The 19,493-nt window shown below is 74.4% G+C and carries 17 protein-coding genes, 1 tRNA gene and 2 pseudogenes; 8 read left to right on the top strand and 12 right to left on the bottom strand.

Annotated features, from left to right (window positions below; genetic code table 11):
• Positions 1–81 precede the first annotated feature (81 nt).
• Together rfaE2 and CLT72_RS24880 are read left to right on the top strand one after the other, a co-directional pair.
• Positions 82–1,878: a D-glycero-beta-D-manno-heptose 1-phosphate adenylyltransferase gene (rfaE2, locus tag CLT72_RS24885; RefSeq protein WP_101413833.1), complete on the top strand. Its 1,797-nt coding sequence runs from the start codon at positions 82–84 to the stop codon at positions 1,876–1,878.
• Complete coding sequence (locus CLT72_RS24880) at positions 1,875–2,753, top strand: glycosyltransferase family 2 protein (RefSeq protein WP_101413832.1); 879 nt, start codon at positions 1,875–1,877, stop codon at positions 2,751–2,753. The genes rfaE2 and CLT72_RS24880 overlap by 4 nt, the downstream gene beginning before the upstream one ends.
• A gap of 46 nt (positions 2,754–2,799) precedes the next feature.
• Here the strand turns inward: CLT72_RS24880 and CLT72_RS24875 are convergent, their stop codons facing one another.
• The 3 genes from CLT72_RS24875 to CLT72_RS24865 are packed head-to-tail and all read right to left on the bottom strand — an operon-like array spanning position 2,800 to position 5,040.
• A complete protein-coding gene (locus CLT72_RS24875; protein ID WP_101413831.1) occupies positions 2,800–3,921 on the bottom strand; it encodes a glycosyltransferase family 9 protein in 1,122 nt (373 codons plus the stop codon).
• An 8-nt stretch (positions 3,922–3,929) separates the two neighbouring features.
• The gene (locus tag CLT72_RS24870; RefSeq protein WP_101413830.1) at positions 3,930–4,478 is read right to left on the bottom strand and encodes an Hsp20/alpha crystallin family protein; all 549 of its coding nucleotides are present in this window, start codon (positions 4,476–4,478) and stop codon (positions 3,930–3,932) included.
• A gap of 55 nt (positions 4,479–4,533) precedes the next feature.
• Positions 4,534–5,040, bottom strand: a complete 507-nt coding sequence (locus tag CLT72_RS24865) for a DUF2231 domain-containing protein (protein ID WP_101413829.1) — start codon at positions 5,038–5,040, stop codon at positions 4,534–4,536.
• Between the two features lie 147 nt (positions 5,041–5,187).
• Here CLT72_RS24865 and CLT72_RS24860 point away from each other — a divergent pair, with 147 nt between their 5' ends.
• The 4 genes and pseudogenes from CLT72_RS24860 to CLT72_RS33045 all read left to right on the top strand — a co-directional run.
• Positions 5,188–5,805, top strand: a complete 618-nt coding sequence (locus tag CLT72_RS24860) for a pyridoxamine 5'-phosphate oxidase family protein (RefSeq protein ID WP_101413828.1) — start codon at positions 5,188–5,190, stop codon at positions 5,803–5,805.
• Positions 5,806–6,002: 197 nt separating this feature from the next.
• Complete coding sequence (locus CLT72_RS24855) at positions 6,003–6,599, top strand: winged helix-turn-helix domain-containing protein (RefSeq protein WP_101413827.1); 597 nt, start codon at positions 6,003–6,005, stop codon at positions 6,597–6,599.
• Complete coding sequence (locus CLT72_RS24850; RefSeq protein WP_434089769.1) at positions 6,596–7,888, top strand: MFS transporter; 1,293 nt, start codon at positions 6,596–6,598, stop codon at positions 7,886–7,888. Before CLT72_RS24855 ends, CLT72_RS24850 begins: the two co-directional genes overlap by 4 nt.
• A 185-nt stretch (positions 7,889–8,073) precedes the next feature.
• Positions 8,074–8,523 (top strand): annotated as a pseudogene (locus CLT72_RS33045) (SRPBCC family protein); the annotation flags it as partial.
• A gap of 355 nt (positions 8,524–8,878) precedes the next feature.
• On the opposite strand, the gene CLT72_RS24840 reads toward CLT72_RS33045, so the two are convergent.
• Both CLT72_RS24840 and CLT72_RS33040 read right to left on the bottom strand, forming a co-directional pair.
• On the bottom strand, positions 8,879–9,283 hold the full coding sequence (locus CLT72_RS24840; RefSeq protein ID WP_101413825.1) for a VOC family protein: 405 nt from the start codon (positions 9,281–9,283) through the stop codon (positions 8,879–8,881).
• Positions 9,284–9,400: 117 nt separating this feature from the next.
• A pseudogene (locus CLT72_RS33040) lies at positions 9,401–9,619 on the bottom strand (hypothetical protein); the annotation flags it as partial.
• 190 nt (positions 9,620–9,809) lie between these two features.
• Between CLT72_RS33040 and CLT72_RS24830 the strand changes: the two are divergent.
• Entirely contained in the window at positions 9,810–11,273 is a 1,464-nt protein-coding gene (locus CLT72_RS24830) for a multicopper oxidase family protein (RefSeq protein ID WP_101413823.1), read from the top strand.
• Positions 11,274–11,331: 58 nt separating this feature from the next.
• Here the strand turns inward: CLT72_RS24830 and CLT72_RS24825 are convergent.
• Positions 11,332–11,405, bottom strand: a tRNA-Thr gene (locus CLT72_RS24825).
• A 46-nt stretch (positions 11,406–11,451) separates the two neighbouring features.
• Here CLT72_RS24825 and CLT72_RS24820 point away from each other — a divergent pair.
• Positions 11,452–13,290, top strand: coding sequence for a metallophosphoesterase (locus CLT72_RS24820; RefSeq protein ID WP_486484389.1), 1,839 nt, complete (start codon positions 11,452–11,454; stop codon positions 13,288–13,290).
• Between the two features lie 139 nt (positions 13,291–13,429).
• Here CLT72_RS24820 and CLT72_RS24815 read toward each other — a convergent pair whose 3' ends face one another.
• The 6 genes from CLT72_RS24815 to tmk all read right to left on the bottom strand — a co-directional run bounded on the left by CLT72_RS24815 (position 13,430) and on the right by tmk (position 19,229).
• Positions 13,430–14,269 (bottom strand): regulatory iron-sulfur-containing complex subunit RicT, encoded by an 840-nt coding sequence (locus tag CLT72_RS24815; RefSeq protein ID WP_101413821.1) that lies wholly within the window; start codon positions 14,267–14,269, stop codon positions 13,430–13,432.
• A gap of 140 nt (positions 14,270–14,409) precedes the next feature.
• Positions 14,410–15,087, bottom strand: coding sequence for a hypothetical protein (locus tag CLT72_RS24810; RefSeq protein WP_101415370.1), 678 nt, complete (start codon positions 15,085–15,087; stop codon positions 14,410–14,412).
• Positions 15,087–15,392, bottom strand: coding sequence for a hypothetical protein (locus tag CLT72_RS24805; protein WP_101413820.1), 306 nt, complete (start codon positions 15,390–15,392; stop codon positions 15,087–15,089). Before CLT72_RS24805 ends, CLT72_RS24810 begins: the two co-directional genes overlap by 1 nt.
• Before the next feature lies 1 nt (position 15,393).
• Positions 15,394–15,723 (bottom strand): YbaB/EbfC family nucleoid-associated protein, encoded by a 330-nt coding sequence (locus CLT72_RS24800; protein WP_101413819.1) that lies wholly within the window; start codon positions 15,721–15,723, stop codon positions 15,394–15,396.
• Between the two features lie 171 nt (positions 15,724–15,894).
• Positions 15,895–17,166 (bottom strand): DNA polymerase III subunit delta', encoded by a 1,272-nt coding sequence (locus tag CLT72_RS24795; RefSeq protein ID WP_101413818.1) that lies wholly within the window; start codon positions 17,164–17,166, stop codon positions 15,895–15,897.
• Positions 17,166–19,229 (bottom strand): dTMP kinase, encoded by a 2,064-nt coding sequence (gene tmk, locus CLT72_RS24790; RefSeq protein ID WP_101415369.1) that lies wholly within the window; start codon positions 19,227–19,229, stop codon positions 17,166–17,168. Before tmk ends, CLT72_RS24795 begins: the two co-directional genes overlap by 1 nt.
• Between the last annotated feature and the right edge of the window lie 264 nt (positions 19,230–19,493).

Below are 19,493 nucleotides of genomic sequence, written 5' to 3'. Positions count from 1 at the left end.
CCGTCAGGGAGGTGGCAGGTGTGCGACCCGTCCCCGGTGGCGGCAGGTTTGGCCCGGATGCCCCGGGGGACCCGGGACGGCATGGCAGGAGGAGCAGCGGAACAGCGCCGGCTCGCCACGGTGGTGGAGGGCTGGCTCGGGCGTCCCGTCCTGGTTGTCGGTGACGCCATGCTCGACGAGTGGCGGTTCGCGGAGTCCGACCGGCTCTGCCGGGAGGCGCCCGCCCCCGTCCTCACCCTGCGCCGGCGGATCTCCGCGGCCGGCGGGGCGGCGAACACCGCCGTCAACGTCGCCGCGCTCGGCGGTCGGGCGGTGCTGGTGGCGCCGGTGGGCGCCGACGTGGCCGGCGACGAACTGCACGACTGTCTGGACCGGGCCGGCGTCTGGGACCGTACGGTCGCCCAGCCGGGCCGGCCCACGCCGGTCAAGCGGCGCATGCTGGCGGGCAACCAGATCCTGCTCCGGGAGGACTCCGGCGACGCCGACGACGCGCTCGACGACGACGGGGTGGCCCGGCTGCTCACCGCGTTGGACTGCGCCACCGAGGAGCTGCGCGCCGCCGGCGGCGAGGCACCCACCCTGGTGGTCTGCGACTACGGTCTGGGCGCGCTGTCCGCCGCCGTGCGCGCCTGGCTGGTGACCCACCGGGAGCGGTACGCCACGGTGGCACTCGACGCCCACGACCTGGCGGACTGGCGCGGCCTGGCGCCGACAGTGGTGACCCCCAGCTTCGCCGAGGCGACCCGGCTGCTCGCCCGGGCCGCCGGAACCCGGCCGGCGCCCGGTGCCGGGCTGCACCTGGACCATCCCGACGGCGACCCGGCCGACGGGCCCTCCGAACTCACGGTGGGCGTCTCCCCGGGCGGCACCCTGGCGCACCACGCCGCCCACCACCCCGGCCCGACGAACCCGACCGGTGAGCCGACGGCCGGCGAGGGCCGGGTGGCGATGACCGGGGACGGGCTCACCGTTACCGGCACCGGCGTCACCGTGAACGCCACGGCCGGCGAGGGCGTCGACCGGGCCGTCCTCGCCGAGTCCCGCCTCGCCGAGCTGCGCGCGCACACCGGCGCGGACGTGGTGGCGGTGACCCTGGACACCGAAGGCGCGGTGGTCGGCGGGGCGGACGGCGAGCCCCGGCGCAGCCACAGCACCCCGGTGCCGGCCAGCCACGCGGTCGGGGCGGGCGACGCGTACCTGGCGGCGATGACGCTCGCGCTGGCCGCCGACGCGCCCCTGCCCACCGCCGCCCAACTGGCCCAGCTCGCCGCCACCATCACCGTCTCGGACACCGGCACCTGCGTGTGCCGCCGGGAGGACCTGCTCGTGGCGCTGGACGCGCCGGGCGGGCGGGCGGGCCACCGGGCGCTGGTCGGCACCGACGAGCTGGCGGCGATCGTCGCGGAGCATCGCCGGGTGGGCCGGGCCATCGTCTTCACCAACGGCTGCTTCGACGTGCTGCACCGGGGCCACGTGCGCTACCTGGAGCAGGCCCGCGCGCTCGGCGACCTGCTGGTCGTGGCGGTCAACTCCGACGGCAGCGTACGCCGGCTGAAGGGCCCGGACCGGCCGGTGAACCCGGTCGAGGACCGCATCGCCCTGCTCGCCGCGCTGGCCTGCGTCGACCACGTGGTGGTCTTCGAGGAGGACTCCCCGGCGGAGCTGATCGAGACGGTCCGCCCCGACGTGTACGTCAAGGGCGGCGACTACCCGCCGGAGATGGTGCCCGAGGCGCCGCTGGTGCGCCGCCTCGGCGGGCAGGTCCGCACCCTCGGGTACGTACCCGACCGGTCCACCTCGGCGATCATCGACCGGATCCGGGCGCACGGCCAGGAGCCGCAGGAGGAGGACACCTCCCTGACGCCCGAGCCGTCGTGAACCGCCCGCTCGACCCCGGCACGGCCGGCGGGTTCCGCGCGGATCGGCTGCTCGACGTGCTGATCCCGACCCGCAACCGCCCCGCCGAACTGGCGGTCACCCTCTCCGGGCTGGCCGCCCAGGAGGGCGTGCCCGGCTTCGGCGTGGTGGTCAGCGACCAGTCCGACGGCGACGCCGCGTACCGGCACCCGGCGGCGGCCACCATGGTCCGGGTGCTGCGCCACCGGGGGCATCCGGTGCTGCTGACCCGCCGGCTGCCCCGGCGCGGGCTGGCCGAGCACCGGGCGTACCTGCTGGCCGCCTCGGCCGCCCGGTACGTGCTCTGCCTCGACGACGACGTCTGGCTGGAGCCGGGCGCGCTGCGCCGGCTGGTCACCGCCATCGACGAGCTGGGCTGTGGCTTCGTCGGCAACGCGGTGCACGGGCTGTCGTACGCCGACGATGTCCGGCCCGAGACGCACCGGCACTACGAGCAGTGGAGCGGCCGGCCCGTCCCGGAGCGGATCCGCCCGGGCACCCCGCAGTGGGACCGGGCGGCGATCCACTCGGCGGCGAACCTGCTGCACGTCACGCGCGAACTGGACCTGCCGCCGGGTGCCTGGCGGGCGTACAAGGTTTCGTGGATCGGCGGCTGCGTGCTCTACGACCGCGCGAAGCTGCTCGACTCCGGCGGGTTCGACTTCTGGCGGCGGGTGCACGAGAAGCACCAGGGCGAGGACGTCGCCGCCCAGCTCGCCGTCCTGGCGCGCTTCGGCGGCGCCGGCGTCCTGCCCAGCGGCGCGTACCACCTGGAGTCGCCCACCACGGTCACCGAGCGGGACGTGGAGGCCTGGGAGGTCGTCCTCGCCGAGGAGGAGTCGACCCAACCGGCCTGAGACCGACGCGGGCGTCCGGCCGCGCGGTGGCGGCAGACGTTGGCGCTCAGGGGGCGCCGGGTTCCGGGCGGAGCAGTTCGCGGGCCGCCTCCATGACCTCGACGACCGGCACGTCGGTGACGAAGGAGTCCCGGTGGGGGCACTCGCCGTCGCCGGGGCGGTGCGGGTAGATGCCCGGCGTGCAGTCCACCCCGCAGACCGGGCAGAGCACCGTCCACGAGCTGATCGGCCGGTGCCGGCCGCGCAGCAGGTTCGCCACCGTGATCAGGTTGCCGACCCAGTAGACGCCGACGGTCGCGGTGCCCACGGCGGCGGCCAGGTGCAGCGGGCCGGTGTCGTTGGAGACCACCAGCTCGCAGCCGGCGTAGCAACCGGCCAGCCCGCCGAGGCTGAGCGTGCCCACCTGCGGCCGGAGGGGCACCCCGGCCGCCGCGACCACCCGGTCCACCACCTCCTGCTCGGCGGGGGTGCCGGTGACCAGCACCTCGTACCCGTCGCCGACCAGCTCGCGGGCCACCTGCGCGAAGCGTTCGGCGGGCCAGCGCCGGCGGGTGTCCGTGGCGCCGGGGTGCAGCGCCACCCTGGGCCGCCGTGCCGGGCCGAGCACCTCGTCGGTCTCGGCCCGGTCGGCGTCGGTCACGGCGAGCGTCGGGACCATGGTGGTGGCGCCCGCGCCGACCAGCCCGGCCACCTCCAGGTAGCGGATCACCTCGTGCTGGTAGTAGACGTACCGGATCCAGCGGTCCAGCGGCGGCGCGTCCTCGGCGCGCAGCCCGGCGGTGACCCGCGCGCCGAGGGCGGCGACGAACGGGTTGGAGTTGGCGCCGCCGCCGTGCAGCTGCAACGCCAGGTCGAAGCGTTCCCGGCGGGCTGCGGCGAGGAAGTCGTCCGGCGCCGACTCCGGCTCGCCCGGATCGGGGCCCCGGATCCCCGGCGCGGGCGGCACCACCAGCACGCGGTCCACCGGCCCGGGCCGGTCGCGCCAGAGCTTCGCGTGCCACGGCGCCCCGAGCAGCACGATCTCCGCCTTCGGGTACGCGGCCCGCAACGCGTCCAGCGCCGGCAGGACGAAGATGAAGTCACCGAGCGCGTTGGCGCGCAGCACGGCGATCCGCTCGACGTCGGGCACGCGCCCGGTCGCCGGGCCGAGCAGGTCCGGGGTGACCACGCGGCTCGTTACGGCCGGTCGGTCTCGTCGAGGGCGATGTCCGGGCGGTGCATCTCCCGGTCCGCCGCCGGGTCGACGACGATCGGCGTACCCCCGGCGGGGCCGGCGGACCGGGGCCCGGTGCGGCCGACGGTGATGGAGCGCGGCGCGGGCCGGGCGGCCCGGGGCAGTCGCACCCGCAGCAGGCCGTGGTCCATGACCGCGTCGATGGCGTCGGGGTCCACCCGGGACGGCAGGTCGACGCGGTATTCGAAGCCCCGGGTCTCGAAGCCGCCGGGGATGCCGTGGTCGGCGTTGACCTCGGCCTCGGAGCGGGCCCGGACGCAGAGCTCGCGGTCGTCCAGCTCGACCGCCACCTCCTCCGGCGCCACGCCGGGCAGCCGCACCACGACCTCCCAGCCGTCGGCGGTCTCGCTCAGCTCGACGTCCGACGACCCGGGCCGGCCGCCGACCAGCCGGCGCAGCTCCGACCGCAGCGACTGGAGTTCGCCCATCGGGTCCCAGCCCTGCTGTCGGCCGCGCCAACTCCGGCCCGACCCGCCGCTCTGCTCGCTCATGACGCCCCTCCGCTGATGACTCGCTCGCTCAAGACGGCCCTCCCCCGCGCCCCGCTCATCGGGCCTCGCCGATCCGCTGGGTGGCCGCCGGGGGCCGTAGCGAACTGGGCGCGTCCAGTCCGGCCTCGCGGTCCACGCCGACACCGAGCCGGTCCACCAGTTCCCCGCCCAGCCAGGCGCTGACGCCGAGGATCGCCAGCGCGACCACCTCGATGGCGATCAGCGCGCCGCCGGCAGCCCGGGAGTCGGCGTTGAGCCGGACCACCCAGACCGCGGCGAAGAGCAGGATCACCGCCACGTTGGCGGCGGCGTGGGTCAGCGCCACCCGCTTCGCGCGGGTGGCCGACGGGATGGCCAGCAGGTCGAACGTCCCGGCCGCCGCCGCCAGCAGGCCGCCGATCAGGCCGACGGTGACGTTCCAGTACGCGACCTCGCCGAGGAAGTCCGGCCCGCCCACGGTGTCCACCAGGTCGAACAGGACCGCCGTGACCAGCAGGCCGACCGGGAACATGACCAGCATCGGGTGGACGGGGTGACCCAGCACCTTGAGTCGGCTCTCCATCGGGCCTCCACTGCTCGGTCTCTCCGGGCGGGTCGGGTGAGGCGGTACCCCCGGCCCGGAGGGACAAACCTCGCGCTGGTCGCGCTCTCCTAGGCTCGTGGGCGGCGGGTACGCCGCCACCGGGGTCAACGCACGGGGGAGGATCACGTGACGGTGGAGATCACCTCGCACGAGGAACTGCGCGAGCTGCTGGGAGCGCCCATGCCGCGCGCGCTGGCCAAGGAGCGGCCCGTCCTGCACCAACGGGACCGGGACTGGCTGGCCGCCTCACCGTTCTGCCTGGTGGCGACGGCGGGCGCGGACGGCAGCTGCGACGTCTCGCCGAAGGGCGACCCGCCCGGCTTCGCGCTGGTGCTGGACGAGCGGACCATCGCCGTCCCGGAGCGGCCGGGCAACCGGCGCGCCGACGGCTACCGCAACATCCTGGACAACCCGCACGTCGGGTTGATCTTCCTGATTCCCGGGCGCACCGACACGCTGCGGATCAACGGCCGGGCCCGGTTGGTGCGCGACGCCCCGTGGTTCGACGACATGGTGGTCAAGGGACACCGGCCGGTCCTCGCCGTGGTGGTGGAGGTCGAGCAGATCTTCTACCACTGCGCGAAGGCGTTCCTGCGCTCCGAGCTGTGGCAGCCGGAGAGCTGGCAGCCGGACGCGCTGCCGTCCCGGGCCCAGCTGATCAAGGAGGTCGAGAACCCGGCGGAGAGCCTGGCCGACCTGGAACGCCACTACGGCCCGCAATACGCCACCACCATCTACACCTGACGCCTCCCGCCAGGGACGCCCTCCCCCAGTGGGTTCCCTGGTGATCAGGACGCCATGGACGCTACCGAGCACTTTTGACGTCCACGCCGTCCTGATCACCTGCTGCGGTGTCGGGCGGCCTTTGGCGGGGGTGGGTGATGTGCAGGCGGGCGGCTGGGGCATTGCTAAAGGGTTCTTTATAAAGATAGCTTTAGAATATGTCGCTACCCGAGGTGAAACTCTCCGACCCCAAGGCCCTGCGCGGCTACGCGCACCCGCTGCGGATGGCGCTGATCGGGCTGCTGCGCCAGCAGGGCCCGATGACCGCGACCCAGGCTGCCGAGCGGCTCGGCGAGAGCGTGCCGAACTGCTCGTTCCACCTCCGGCAGCTCGCCAAGTACGGGCTCGCCGAGCGGGCACCCGGCGCCGACGCCCGCGAACGGCCCTGGCGGGCCACCGCCCTCAACACCTCCTGGGACGACGCCTCGGACGACCCGCAGACGCGCGCGGCCGTCGACGAACTGAGCGCCGTCCAGCTCGCCCTCTACGTCCGCAAGGCCGAGGAGTTCCTGTCCCGGCGCGTCGAGGAGTCGACGGCCTGGCGGGCGGTCACCGGCTTCGCCGACCGGCCGGTCTACGTCACGGTCGACGAGATGGCCGCGCTGAGAGCACGCATCGACGCCCTGCTCACCGAGTACGACGACCGCATCGCCGACCCCGCGAAGCGTCCCGCCGGCAGCCGGAAGGTCAGCCTCATCCATCTGGCGCTCCTCGCCGACGCCCCTGATCTCGGTGAGCAGGAGGGCGACCGGTGAGCGGTCAGGCGACCGGCACCCCGGTTGCCGCCGCGCCCGGCGGTCCCGCCCGGCGCGGCCCGCTGCCCCGGCTGCTGCGCGAGCGCGTGTTCCGTCGGTACTGGTCGGCGCAGACCGTCTCGTACTTCGGCGACGAGGTCTCCACCCTGGCCCTACCGCTGCTGGCCGTGCTGGTCTTCGAGGCGACCCCGGCCGAGATGGGCTACCTGACCGCCGCCGCGCTCGCCCCGAACCTGCTCCTCTCGCTGCTCGCCGGCGCCTGGGTCGACCGGTACCCGTACAAGCGCCGGCTCATGATCCTGACGGACCTCGGGCGGGCGCTGCTGCTCACCGCCGTGCCGGTGGCGTACGTGCTGGACCTGCTGACGATGCCGCAGCTCTACCTGGTGGCCTTCGCGGTCGGCACGCTCGCCGTCATCTTCGAGGTCGCCCGGGGGCCGCTCTTCGTCTCCGTCGTCGGGCGCGCCGACTACGTCGAGGCGAACACCCTGATCAACGGCAGCCGGGCGATGTCGCTGGTGGCCGGGCCGAGCGTCGGCGGCGTCCTGGTGCAGGTGCTCACCGCCCCGATCGCCCTGATCGCCGACGCGCTGTCGTACGTGGTGTCCGCGTACTTCCTGGTGCGGATCCGGCCGACGGAGCCGGCGCCCGCGCGCGGTGGCGGACTGGCCCTCGACGCCGGGCTGGGGTTCATCGCGCGGACGCCGATGATGCGCGCGCTCCTGCTCGGCACCACCACCGTCAACCTGTTCAACTTCATGTTCGCCGCGCTCTTCGTGCTCTACGCGACGCAGGAACTCGGCCTCGCGCCCGGCCTGCTGGGCGCGGTGCTGGGCGCGGGCGCGGTGGGCGGCCTGATCGGCGCGGCGCTGACGGGCCGGCTGGTGCGCCGCTTCGGCGTCGGGCCGACGCTGCTGGCCGGGTTCGTGCTCTTCCCCGCGCCCATGCTGCTGGTCCCCCTCGCCGGCGGGCCGACACCGCTGGTGCTCGGGATGCTCTTCGCCGCCGAGTTCCTCTCCGCCCTCGGGGTGATGCTGCTCGACATCACGGTCGGCTCGGTGCAGACCGCGCTGACCCCGGAGGCGCTGCTGGCCCGCGTGGCCGGGGCGCGGCGCACCGTCAACTACGGGATCCGGCCGATCGGCGCGCTGATCGGCGGCGCGCTCGGCAGCGCCCTCGGCGTACGGCCGGCGTTGTGGATCGCGACGGCGGGCGCGCTGGCCGGGGTGCTGTGGGTCGCCTTCTCGCCGGTACGCCGCCTACGCGGGCTCCCCGAACAGGCCGACTGACCGGCCCGGCCGCGCTGCGCCGCAACCGTCCGATGTGGCAGGTGGACCGGCCCGGCGATGGAGCGTCACGGCGATGTCGGCAGGTCCGGCGATTGAGCGTCCCCGGCCGGGGTAGGAGTTTCGTTGACGAAGACGGCTCTACCTGCCGAACGAGAAACGGTTCGACCTGACGAGGAGGATCACCCGTGACCACGAAGGTCGAGAAGTCCATCGAAGTACAGGTTCCGGTCAGCACCGCGTACAACCAGTGGACGCAGTTCGAGGAGTTCCCCCGCTTCATGGGGGGCGTGCGTGAGGTCCGCCAGCTCGACGACAGGCGGATGCACTGGGTCGCCGAGATCGGTGGCGTCCAGCGCGAGTGGGACGCCAAGGTCCTGGAGCAGGTGCCCGACCAGAAGGTGGCCTGGGCGGCCACCGAGGGCGTGACCAACGCCGGCGCGGTCTACTTCCAGCCCGTCGACGCCGACCGCACCGTGGTGCGGCTGCACCTGGAGTACGAGCCCGAGGGCCTGATCGAGAAGGCCGGCGACAAGCTCAACATCATCGAGCGGCAGGCCGAATCCGACCTGCGGAAGTTCAAGACGTACATCGAGGAGCGGGGCGTCGAGACCGGCGCCTGGCGCGGCTCGGTCGACAGCGGCCTCGGTGTCGGCGCCCCGGGCGTCGAGCACGCGGCGGCCACCCGCGGTGACAGTGGCAGCGCCGGCGTGTCCGGCAAGGCCGTGGCGGCGGGCGCCGCCGTGGCCGGGGCCGCGGCCGCCGGGGCCGCAGCGGCGGTGAAGCGCCGCGGCGACGCCGACGACCGGCCGGCCACCACGACGACCGAGACGGAGTACGTGGTGACCGAGGTCGAGGTCGTGCCGGAGCCCGGCACCGCCGGCTACCCGCACCGCACCCTCTGATCTCCCCGCACGCCTGCCCCTGTCAGCGGACGGCCCGGTTCCCCGTGAACCGGGCCGTCCGCTCGTCGCGGGGGTCGCCTCGGGGGCGTCAGTGCGCGTCGGCGAGCACCGTCCAGAGGTGACCGTCCGGGTCGGCGAAGGTGCCCGTGTAGCCCCACGGCTGCGCAGCCGGCTCGACGACGACCTGCGCGCCGGCGGCCCGTGCCCGCCCGACGAGGTCGTCGACCTCGGCCGGCGAGGCGGCCGGGAGGCTGACGACGCACTCGCTCTGCCCGCGCTTGGCCACCTCGTGGTCACCGATGACCCAGCCGAAGCCGCCGGTCGGCACCAGCATGACGCGCAGGCCGTCGTTGACGGCGTACTGGAGGGGCTCGGGGATGCCGTCCTCGGCCAGTTCGCCGACGGCCTCCAGGCCGAGCCCGTCGGAGTAGAAGCGGTACGAGGTGGGGCGATCGGCGATCGGCAGGGCGACGACGACGGGTGCGTACTGCATGAGGCTGCCTCCGGAGGGTTGACGACTGCGTACGGTCAGTATGCGGGCCGGCGCGCGAAACTCCTGGTGCCCCACCGGCTGGTGGGCACGGGTGTCGGGCACTCTCGGCCGGACAGATCAGTCACGCCGGGAGGATAGCGACCACGACCGACAGAAAGCCGTCGGTCGCCGACGTGCCCGCAGTTCCCGGCCCCGGGCGGCCCGCTCGGAGATCAACTGCCCGAACAGCCCGCCGGGCCGGCCGCAGTCGCCGCACAGGAAGTTGTCGTCGAGTCGCCCGCCGCCGCAGTGGTCGCAGCGACCCCGGTCGCGCGGGTCGTGGTAGGTCCGCGACGCCGCACCCGGCACGCCCACCCGCCCTGCCATCCATAGGGGCATCCGACCCGCCGGGCCTCCCCAGGTGTGCGGCCGATAGGGGTCTCCTCCCTATGGGATTGCCGGCATCATCGTGCCTGCGACGACCGTCCGGTCCACCAGCCGCCGGCGCCTGCGGGAACTCTCGCGAACCTCCTGGGAAGGGACTACCTTGTCCACTCGTCGTCAACTGCTGCGCCTCGGCGCGGCGTCGGGCATCATCGGGGCGACCAGCGGCCTGGCCAGCCTCGCCGGACGGTTGGGCGCAGCCCCCGCCGCGGCAGGGGTCGCCTCCCCGACGCCTCCGCCCGTGACCCCGTTCACCGTCCCGTTGACCGTGCCGCAGACCCTGCGTCCGGTGCTGCGGACCGCCACCACCGACTACTACTCGGTCACCATGCACCGCAGGCACCTGGAGATCGTGCCGGGCACCCGCACCGAGGTGTACACCTACAACGGCGACCTGCCCGGCCCGACGATCCGCGCCACGTCGGGTCGGCGGGTGGTGGTACGCCAGCGCAACCGGCTGGACATGCCCACGGCGGTGCACCTGCACGGCGGCGCCACCGCCCCCGGCGACGACGGCTCGGGCGACGCCACGATCCCGCCCGGCGGCGAGCGGGTCTACACCTACCCGAACCGGCAGCCGCACGCCACGCTCTGGATGCACGACCACACCCACCACATGGAGGCCGAGCACCTCTACCGGGGCCTGGCCAGCCTATACCTGCTCACCGACCGCACCGAGGCGGCGCTTCCGTTGCCCCGCGGCCGGTTCGACGTCCCGCTGGTGCTACGCGACGCGCACCTGGACGCCAACGCCCAGCTGGTCTGGACCATGGACGACGCCGACAACCGGACCACCCTGCTGGTCAACGGGCGGCCGTGGCCGCGCTTCGAGGTGCAGGCCCGCCGCTACCGGTTCCGCTTGGTCAACTCGAGCAACCTGCGGTTCTTCCTGCTGCGGCTCGCCGACGGCGGGGACATCACGGTGATCGGTTCCGACGGCGGCCTGCTGGAGGCGCCGGTCACCATGCAGCACCTGCTGTTCTCGCCCGGCGAACGGCTCGACGTGGTGATCGATTTCGCCCGTTACCAGCCGGGCACCTCGGTGGTGCTGCAGAACCTGATGGGGCCGGGCCCGGCCGAACAGGTGGGCCAGGTGATGCGCTTCGACGTCGTACGGGCGAAGGGGCCGGACCGCACCTCGGTACCGCAGCGGCTGCGCACCCTGCCTCCGCTGCCCACGCCGACCGTGCGCCGCAACATCGAGCTGCGGATGGACGAGCCGGGCTCCGGTGGGCACCAGGCGTACATCGACGGCAAGGTCTTCGATCCGGCGCGGATCGACACCACCATCGCCTGGGGCAGCACCGAGGAGTGGACGGTGACCAACGCCAACGCCTTCATGCCGCACAACTTCCACATGCACCTGGTGCAGTTCCGGGTGCTCGGCCGCAACGGCGCACCGGCCGATCCCACCGAGGCCGGCCTGAAGGACACCGTGATCGTCTGGCCCGGGCAGAGCGTGCGGCTCCAGGCCACCTTCGACACCTGGCGCGGGGTCTACCCGTACCACTGCCACATGGTCGACCACAGCGCGATGGGCATGATGGCCAATCTCAAGATCGTCTGATCCGACCCGCTCAGGAGAAACGAAGAAGCCCAGGTCGTTGACCTGGGCTTCTTCACCGAGCCGCCTGACGGAATCGAACCGTCGACCTACGCATTACGAGTGCGTCGCTCTAGCCGACTGAGCTAAGGCGGCAACGATCAGCAAGTGTACGGCACGACCCGCCCCACGGCCGAACGGGATCCCCATCCGGACATCCGGGCCCGATCCGTCGTCCGCCGGACAGCGACCGCCGCCGCCCGGGACTACGCTGCGGCGGGTGAACGACGATCGCGCCCCCGACGTGGCTCCGCAGGACGGCGCGGCGGAGAGCGCGCACGCGAGCGAGGCGGCCGGTGGGCGGGCCGCGCGTCGGCCGCGCGGCATCGACCCCCGGGAGCTGGGCTTCACGCCACGCAAGCCGGTGCCGTGGCTCGCGCCGTTCCTGTTGATCAGCACCGGCATCCGTACGCTGCTGGCGATGCTCTTCGGGGCGTACCTGGACAAGCGGGAGTTGCAGAACTCGCTCGACGCGGGCATCGCGCGGCAGGTCGGGCCGGACGGCGGGCTCTGGCTGGACTACGTGGCCGACCTGGGCGACGGCTTCAACGCCACCTACTCGGTGGCGTACCTGATCGCCCAGCCCGAACTGGAGGTGGACGGGCACCGGCTGCCCCGCGCGCAGACCCTGGTGATGGGCGGCGACCAGGTCTACCCGTCGGCGGCCTTCGAGGCGTACGAGGACCGGTGCAAGGGGCCCTACCAGGCCGCGCTGCCGGTCACCCCGCCCGAGCGGCCAACGCTGTTCGCGGTCCCCGGCAACCACGACTGGTACGACGGCCTGACCGCCTTCCTGCGGCTCTTCGTCCGGTCCCGGGACCGGCACTTCGGCGGCTGGGACACGGGCCAGTCCCGCTCGTACTTCGCGGTCGAGCTGCCCGCCGACTGGTGGCTGCTCGGCCTCGACGACCAGTCCGGCTCGTACCTCGACGATCCGCAGCTCACCTACTTCGACCGGGTCGCCGAGCGGCTGGGCCCGCAGAGCCGGGTGATCCTGGCCGTGCCGGCGCCGACGTGGGTCAAGGCCGTCGACCACCCCACGGCGTACGACTCGATCGACTACTTCATCCGTACGATCGTCGCGCCCACCGGGGCCCAGGTGCGGCTGCTGATCTCCGGCGACCTGCACCACTACGCCCGGTACGCCGGCCCGGAGCGGCAGCTGATCACCTGCGGGGGCGGCGGCGCGTACCTCTACCCGACGCACAAGCTCCCGGAGCGCATCGAGGTGCCGCCGCGCGACACCCTCGCCCGGCGGGCCAGTGCCTCCCACCCGTACGAGTTGGCCGGCCGCTACCCGGACGCCGCCCGCTCCCGGCGGTACGCCTGGGGCATCTTCCCCCGCCTGCCGCTGCGCAACCCGGGCTTCACCACGCTGCTGGGCACCCTGCAGACGCTGCTGATGCTGGCGATGGCCGGCGTCGCGAGCAACCCGGAGGGCATCGAGCAGCGGCTGTTCAGCGTGCCGCTGATGGTGATGCTGATCGTCACGATGCTCGGCGCCGCGTTCTTCGCCAAGCCGCCCAGCTCCGGCGGCAAGCGGCACGCCCGGCACTGGATCCTCGGCGTGGGCCACGGCCTGGCCCAGATCGGGCTGGGTGCCGTCGGCACCTGGGCCTGGCTGGCCCTGCCCTTCCACGACTGGCCGTGGCCGCTGCCGGCCGTCGCCGCGGCGGTGCTCTACGGTCCGGTGATCGGGCTGGTGTCGAGCCAGTTGGTGGCCGCGTACCTGCTGGTGGCGGGCGCGTTCGGGGTGAACGTCAACGAGCTCTTCGCGGGGCAGGGCATCGAGGACGCGAAGGCGTTCCTGCGGCTGCGCATCGACCCCGACGGCACCCTGACGATCTACCCGATCGCCGTCGACCGGGTCGCCCGCGACTGGCAGCTCAACCCGGACCAGTCCGCCGAGGCTTCCTGGCTGGCGCCGAGGCAGCCGCTGCGCCCCCGCCTGGCCGAGCCGCCCACCACCCTCACCCCCTGAACCCTCACCCCCTGAACCCTCACCCCTCCTCCCCGCCGGGGAAGGGACAACCGTCGATCATGCGGTTGGCGGCGGCGTTCGCGGTCAACTTCGCCGCCAACCTCATGATCGACCGCGTCGGTGTGGGTGTGGGGGTGGGTTAGGAGGTGTAGTGCTGGTCGTGGGCCTGGCGGGGGCCGCAGACCGAGGCGCGGGAGCAGGAGCAGCGGGAGCCGTCGGCGTCGAGACGCACCGTGACGGCGTCCCGGGGAACGCTGTGGCCGACCACCCGGCCGTCGCCCTCCGGCGTCGACACCCGCGTGCCGATCGCCGGGGCGGTCTCCTGGAACTTCTGGTACAGGGGATGTTCGTACTTGAGGCAGCACATGAGCCGGCCGCACGCACCGGAGATGCGCAGCGGGTTGAGCGGCAGGTCCTGGTCCTTCGCCATCCGGATGGTGACCGGCTCGAAGTCGGTGAGGAAGGTGGCGCAGCAGAGGTCCCGGCCGCAGGAGCCGATGCCGCCCTGCACCCGCGCCGAGTCCCGGGCGGAGAGCTGGCGCAGCTCGACCCGGCAGTGCAGGGTCGCGCCGAGGTCCCGCACCAGCGCGCGGAAGTCCACCCGGTGCGGGGCCGTGAAGTAGATGGTGCTCCGCTCGCCGCCGCCCTCGGCGGCCCCGAGGACGTGGTCGATCGCCACCACCTTCATCGGCAGGGCGTGCTCACGGATCAGCCGCTTCGCCGCGACCTTGGCCTCGGCCTTGCGGCGGCGCACCGTCTCGTCGCGGCGCAGGTCGTCCTCACCGGCCAGGCCGGCCAGCCGGGGAAAGCCGTCGGTCTCCTCGGTGACCCACTGCGCCGCCCAGACGCACTCGGCCACCTCCGGCCCGTCCTCGGTCGGCACCAGCACCTTGTCGCCGACCTGGGGCCGCAGCTCGCCCGGGTCCAGGTAGTAGAGGCGCCCGTACCGCTGGAAGCTGACCGCACAGAGCATGCCCATGCCTGACACCCTACGACGCGCGGGCCGGGGCGGCCCGGCCGGCCGTCGCGGCCCGACTACGGTGCGCAGCCATCCACGCCCGCTGAATCAGCGCGGTGCGGCGCGCGTCGTGCCGGCGCGAGCACGCCGGCAGCGGGGCGTCACCAGCCGACGCGGGTGGGGGTGTCGTAGCGGGGGCGTTCGGCGACCGGCTCGCGCCAGCGGGACTCGGCGAGGCTCGGCGCCCACTGACGCAGCAGGGTCTCGGCCCCGTCGTACGCGACGCAGAGCACCGCCAGCACCCGCGCGGCGATCTCGGCGGCCTCCGTCCCGCCCGGCCCCGCCGCCCCCGGCGCCCGGGTCGGCACCGACGTCGCGGCGACCACGGTCACCGCCTCGGCGCAGCGCAGGACGTCGGCCAGCGCCCGGGCCAGTGCCAGCCGGCTGCCCTCCACCCAGTCGGCGAGCGCGTCGGCGTAGCCGGCCGTCGACTCCAGGCGGCCGACCAGGCTCTCCGGCCCCTCGTCGAGGTGGCGCAGCAGGGCCGCCCGGGCCTGCCCGTACGACGACGCAGCCGGACCGGACCAGAGGACCGGGTCGGTCAACGCGGCGGAGGCCTCGTCGTAGCCCCGCACCAGGCGGCGGGCGGTGTGACCGGCGGTGGCCAGCGGCGCCGGATGCAGGTCGAGGAAGTTCCGCACGGCCTCGCCGGGAAGCACCTGCATCCGGCGCAGCAGCGGCCACACGCGGTGCCCCTCGGGCGCCCCGACGGCGAGCAGCGTGTCGACCCGGCGGAGCAGGTCGAGGCCGGGCTCGGCGAGCCGGTCCAGCGCGTCCATCACGCCTCCCCGGTCAGCCGGTAGCGCGCGGCGCGATCGACGTCGGCGTAGTGGTCGGCGGCGGCCCGCACCGCCGCCGCGACGGCGGCCAGCCGTTGGGCGGCGACGTGGGCCTCCCGGGCCCGGTCGCCGGTCGCGGCGGTCCACTGCCGGTGCAGGGCCCGCCCGATCTCCCCGGGCCGGCCGGGGGCGTCGGCGCCGAACGCGGTCTGGGCCGGGTCGCCTGCGGTGACCGTGCGGGAGACGGTGGTCATGGTCTCGCTCGCCTCGTCGAGCCGGGCGGCGAGGGCGCGCAGGCTGTCCATCTCAGGCTCCCGCCAGCGGCCGGTAGGCGGCGAAGGTCTCGTTGTGCAGTTTCTCCCGGGCCCACTGGGCCGCGTCGGCCGCCGCCGTGACGGCCGCCTGCACCGAGCCGGCGACGTCGCGCGGGTTGCGGGAGTGCAGCGGGCCCAGGAAGCGCACGTCGGTGATCCGCCCGCCGGCCGTGACCACCACCTCGACCAGCCCGTCGGGCGATCGGACGGTGACCTCGACGGTCGACACCGCCTGGTCGAACTCGGCCTGGAGGGACTCGATCCGGCGGTAGCGCCGCACCGCCTCCTCGATCCAGGCCTCGTCGATCTCCCCCCGCGGCATCGGCGGACTCCTCCCGGAACAGGGAATCACTGTGCGTGCCGCCACCGTCACCACGGCACACCGGACCGTACCGCACAGCAATCGAGCCTGTCGATGCCTGTGGACGGCCGGTCCGTCCGGCGGGACCCGACCCGCGCGGGACCAGCCCGCGCGGGTCGGCAGGCGGCGGGCTCAGCCCTTCCAGAGCGCGAGCATCATCGCCTCGACGGCGATGCGGGGCTTCACGTTGGCCTCGATGGCCGCCCGGCACTCCAGCACCGCCTCCAGGCGGCGCAGCGTCCCCTCGGCGTCCCATTTCTGGGCGCCCGCCCCGGCCAGCGCGGCGGTGTCGGTGTGCACCGGTGCCACGGGGGCGCGCAGCGCCATGGTGAGCGCGTCGCGGTAGAAGCCGGCCAGGTCGACCAACGCCCGGTCCAGCGCGTCCCGCTGCGCCCGGGTGGCCCGGGACCGCTGCCGCTTCTCCAGGTCCTTCAGCTGCCCGGCGGCGCCCCGGATCGCGCCGGCCGCCCCCCGCCCGGTGCCGCCGGCGCCGAGCGCGGTCTCCAGCGCCGCCCGCTCGGCCGCGTCGGCCTCCGCCACGGACGCCTCGGCCTCCGCCTCGGCCGCCTCGATCAGCGCCGACGCCGCGTCGAACGCGGCGCCCACGCCGGTCAGCCGGCGCGGCACCGCGAGCACGGCCTCCCGGCGCTTGCGCGCCTCCGGGTCGCGGGCCAGCCGCCGGGCCCGCCCCACGTGCCCCTGCGCGGCCGCCGCCGCCCACCGCGCCACGTCGGGCGTGACCCCGTCGCGGCGGACCAGCACCTCGGCCACCGCGTCGGGCGAGGGCTGCCCCAGCGGTACGACCCGGCAGCGCGACCGGATGGTCACGGAGATGTCCTCGGGGTGGGTGGACGGGGCGCAGAGCAGGAACACCGTCCGCGGCGGCGGCTCCTCGATGGCCTTGAGCAGCGCGTTGCCGGCCGCCTCGGTGAGCCGGTCCGCGTCCTCGATGACCACCACCTGCCAGCGCCCGCCCGACGGGGTGCTGGCGGCGCGCAGCACCAGCGCCCGCATCTCGTTGACGCCGATGGAGAGCCCCTCCGGCACCACCATCCGGACGTCGGCGTGGGTGCCCGTCATCGTGGTGTGGCAGCCGGGGCACGCGCCGCAGCCGGTGCCGTGCGCGCACTGGAGGGCGGCGGCGAAGGCCCGCGCCGCCACCGACCGGCCCGACCCGGGCGGCCCGGTGAAGATCCAGGCGTGCGTCATCCCCGCCCCCGCGTCGACGGCGACCGCCGCCTGCGCGTCGACGGACTCCCCGGCGAGGGCGTCGGACCCGTCCCCGTCGGCGGTCGTGGGCGCGACGGCGGCGGCGCGCAGCACGGCGGACGCCGCGGCGGCGGCGCGGCGCAGCGTGTCGACCGCCTCGTCCTGCCCGACCAGGTCGGCGAAGACGTCGGGCATCAGGTCCGGTGCTCCATCGGTACCAGCTCCGATTCGGATAACTCCGGCTGCACCGAGGTGTCCGGCCCGTGCGCGGGGCGGGGGTGCACGATGCCGCCGGGGGTGCCGAACATCTCCTCGATCCGCTGAGCCACCTGCCCGGCGATCTCCTCGACCGGGCGGGACGCATCGAGCACGAGGTAGCGCTTCGGGTCGGCGGCGGCGAGGTCGAGGAAGGCGTACCGGACCCGCTCGTGGAAGGCGACGGACTCGGCCTCCAGGCGGTCGGCCGCCTCGGCGCGGGCCGCCACCCGGGCCAGGCCGGTGCGCGGGTCGACGTCCAGCAGCACCACCAGGTCGGGCTTGAGCCCGCCGGTGGCCCAGGACGACAGCCAGGAGACCTCGTCGACGGGGAGCGTGCGCCCCGCCCCCTGGTACGCCAGGGACGAGTCGACGTACCGGTCGCTGATCACCACCGCGCCCCGGACGAGCGCCGGCCGGACGACGGTGGCGACGTGGTGCGCCCGGTCGGCGGCGTAGAGCAGCGCTTCGGCGCGCGGCGACGGCCCGTCGGAGCCGGGCGCGCCGAGCAGCAGCGACCGGATCCGCTCGCCGACGGCGGTGGCCCCCGGCTCGCGGGTCACCACCACGTCGCGCCCCTGCCCGCGCAGCCGCTCGGCGAGCGCGCCGAGCTGGGTGGACTTGCCGGCACCCTCGCCGCCCTCGAAGACCACGAAGAGGCCGGCGGAGACGAACGGCTCGGCCGGCATCAGCGGGCGGCCCCGGATCGAGCCCCAGAGGTCGGCCAGGACGGGGACGCCCTTCTTGTCGTCCATCTGCCCGAACGCGCTGATCCCGGCGAAGATGCCGGCGGCACCGGCGGCGAGCAGCAGCAGTCGGGTGGACGAGATCGACACGCCCAGGTCGGCAAGCTCCAGCCGGCGCGAGCCGCCGACGCCGGCGAGCAGACTGCTGAGGCCGATCGCGAGGATCAGCACCAGCCGGGTGCCGATCTGCACCACCGCGAAGACCCGGCCGCGTACCTCGTCGGCGATCTCGCCGCCGAGCAGGGTGGTGCCGGAGAGGAAGGCCATGCCGGCGCCCGCGCCGACGAGGATCGCGCCGACCATCGCCATGGAGAGGTGGATGGCGAAGGCCAGGGCCATCACCGAGGCGCTGGCCAGCACGATGCTCATGCCGAACCAGCGCCGCCGGGACATGTCCTTGACGATCATCGGGCCGAGCCCGATGCCGAGCGCGAGGCCGACGAAGATGGCGCCGAAGAGCAGGTAGAAGGCGGCGTCACCGGCACCGAGCGAGATGGCGAAGAACTTGGCGGTGCCGATCACGATGCCGCCGCCGGCGAACGCGCCGAAGATGCCGAGCACCAGGCCGCGGACCAGCGGGGTCTGGCCGATGTAGCGCCAGCCCTCCTTGAACTGGCGCAGCATGCTCTGCTCGCCCCCGCCCCGCTCGGCGGCCTGCCCCTGGCTGATCTCCTTGATGCCGTACGCCACCACGAGCGCGGTGGCCAGCCGGGAGAACGCGTTGAACCAGAGCGCCAGATTTGCCGGCGCGGCCCAGTCCGGCGCCGCGCCCCCGGTGGCCCCTCGCACGATCGCGTCGAGCGCGGCGAGGATCAGCGCGGCGAGGACCGGGGTGAGGCCATACGTGGTGATCAGCGTGAGCTGGTTGGCGGCCTCCAGCCGGGCGCGCGGGATCAGGTTGGGGACCGCGGCCTCCTTGGCCGGGATCCACAGCAGCGTGAGCGACTCGATCAGGAAGGTGGCGACAGCCGCCCAGGCGACCACCGCCCCGCCGGGGGCGCCGAGCAGCGCGACCAGCGGGATCGAGGCGAAGAGCAGGAACCGCAGCACGTCGCAGATGACCATCGTCCAGCGCCGGTCGAAGCGGTCGGCCAGCACGCCGGCGATCGGGCCGAGCACCAGCGCCGGCAGCAGCCGGACGGCGATCACGCCACCGAAGGCGGCACCCTTGGCGGTGCTCCCCTGGACCTGGGAGGCGGCGAAGACGCTGGTGGCGAGCAGGCCGAACCAGTCGCCGAAGGAGGCCGCGCCGAGCACGATCCAGAGCCGGCGGAACGGGGTGATCCGCAGCACCGAGCGGATGCCCGCGTAGCCGGACAGGTCGGCAGCGGGCTTCTCGGCGGCGCCGGGCGGGTTCGAGGACGGCGACACGCCGGGCGACTCGCCGTTGAACTGGCTTTCGATGGCCGTACCTCCACGTGCCGGCCCATCGCTGGGCAGTCCCGGTGGAACACTCTAGACCCGGCGGGGACCCGCCCCGCCGCGACATTCTCCTGTTCGCCGAGCCTAGGCCGCCGCGAC

Source organism: Micromonospora sp. CNZ309 (assembly GCF_002846525.1).
Note: the sequence above shows the minus strand (reverse complement) of the source record. Positions and strands in the feature narration are given on the sequence as shown.

Bases quoted from the DNA above. Each gene is read 5' to 3' on its own strand.
- CLT72_RS24855 (WP_101413827.1), top strand. From the start codon at position 6,003: ATGTCGCTACCCGAGGTGAAACTCTCCGACCCCAAGGCCCTGCGCGGC.
- CLT72_RS24815 (WP_101413821.1), bottom strand. From the start codon at position 14,269: ATGGGCATGCTCTGTGCGGTCAGCTTCCAGCGGTACGGGCGCCTCTAC.
- rfaE2 (WP_101413833.1), top strand. From the start codon at position 82: ATGGCAGGAGGAGCAGCGGAACAGCGCCGGCTCGCCACGGTGGTGGAG.
- CLT72_RS24805 (WP_101413820.1), bottom strand. From the start codon at position 15,392: ATGGACAGCCTGCGCGCCCTCGCCGCCCGGCTCGACGAGGCGAGCGAG.
- CLT72_RS24865 (WP_101413829.1), bottom strand. From the start codon at position 5,040: ATGGAGAGCCGACTCAAGGTGCTGGGTCACCCCGTCCACCCGATGCTG.
- CLT72_RS24795 (WP_101413818.1), bottom strand. From the start codon at position 17,166: ATGCCCGACGTCTTCGCCGACCTGGTCGGGCAGGACGAGGCGGTCGAC.
- CLT72_RS24810 (WP_101415370.1), bottom strand. From the start codon at position 15,087: ATGGACGCGCTGGACCGGCTCGCCGAGCCCGGCCTCGACCTGCTCCGC.
- CLT72_RS24840 (WP_101413825.1), bottom strand. From the start codon at position 9,283: ATGCAGTACGCACCCGTCGTCGTCGCCCTGCCGATCGCCGATCGCCCC.
- CLT72_RS24800 (WP_101413819.1), bottom strand. From the start codon at position 15,723: ATGCCGCGGGGGGAGATCGACGAGGCCTGGATCGAGGAGGCGGTGCGG.
- CLT72_RS24870 (WP_101413830.1), bottom strand. From the start codon at position 4,478: ATGAGCGAGCAGAGCGGCGGGTCGGGCCGGAGTTGGCGCGGCCGACAG.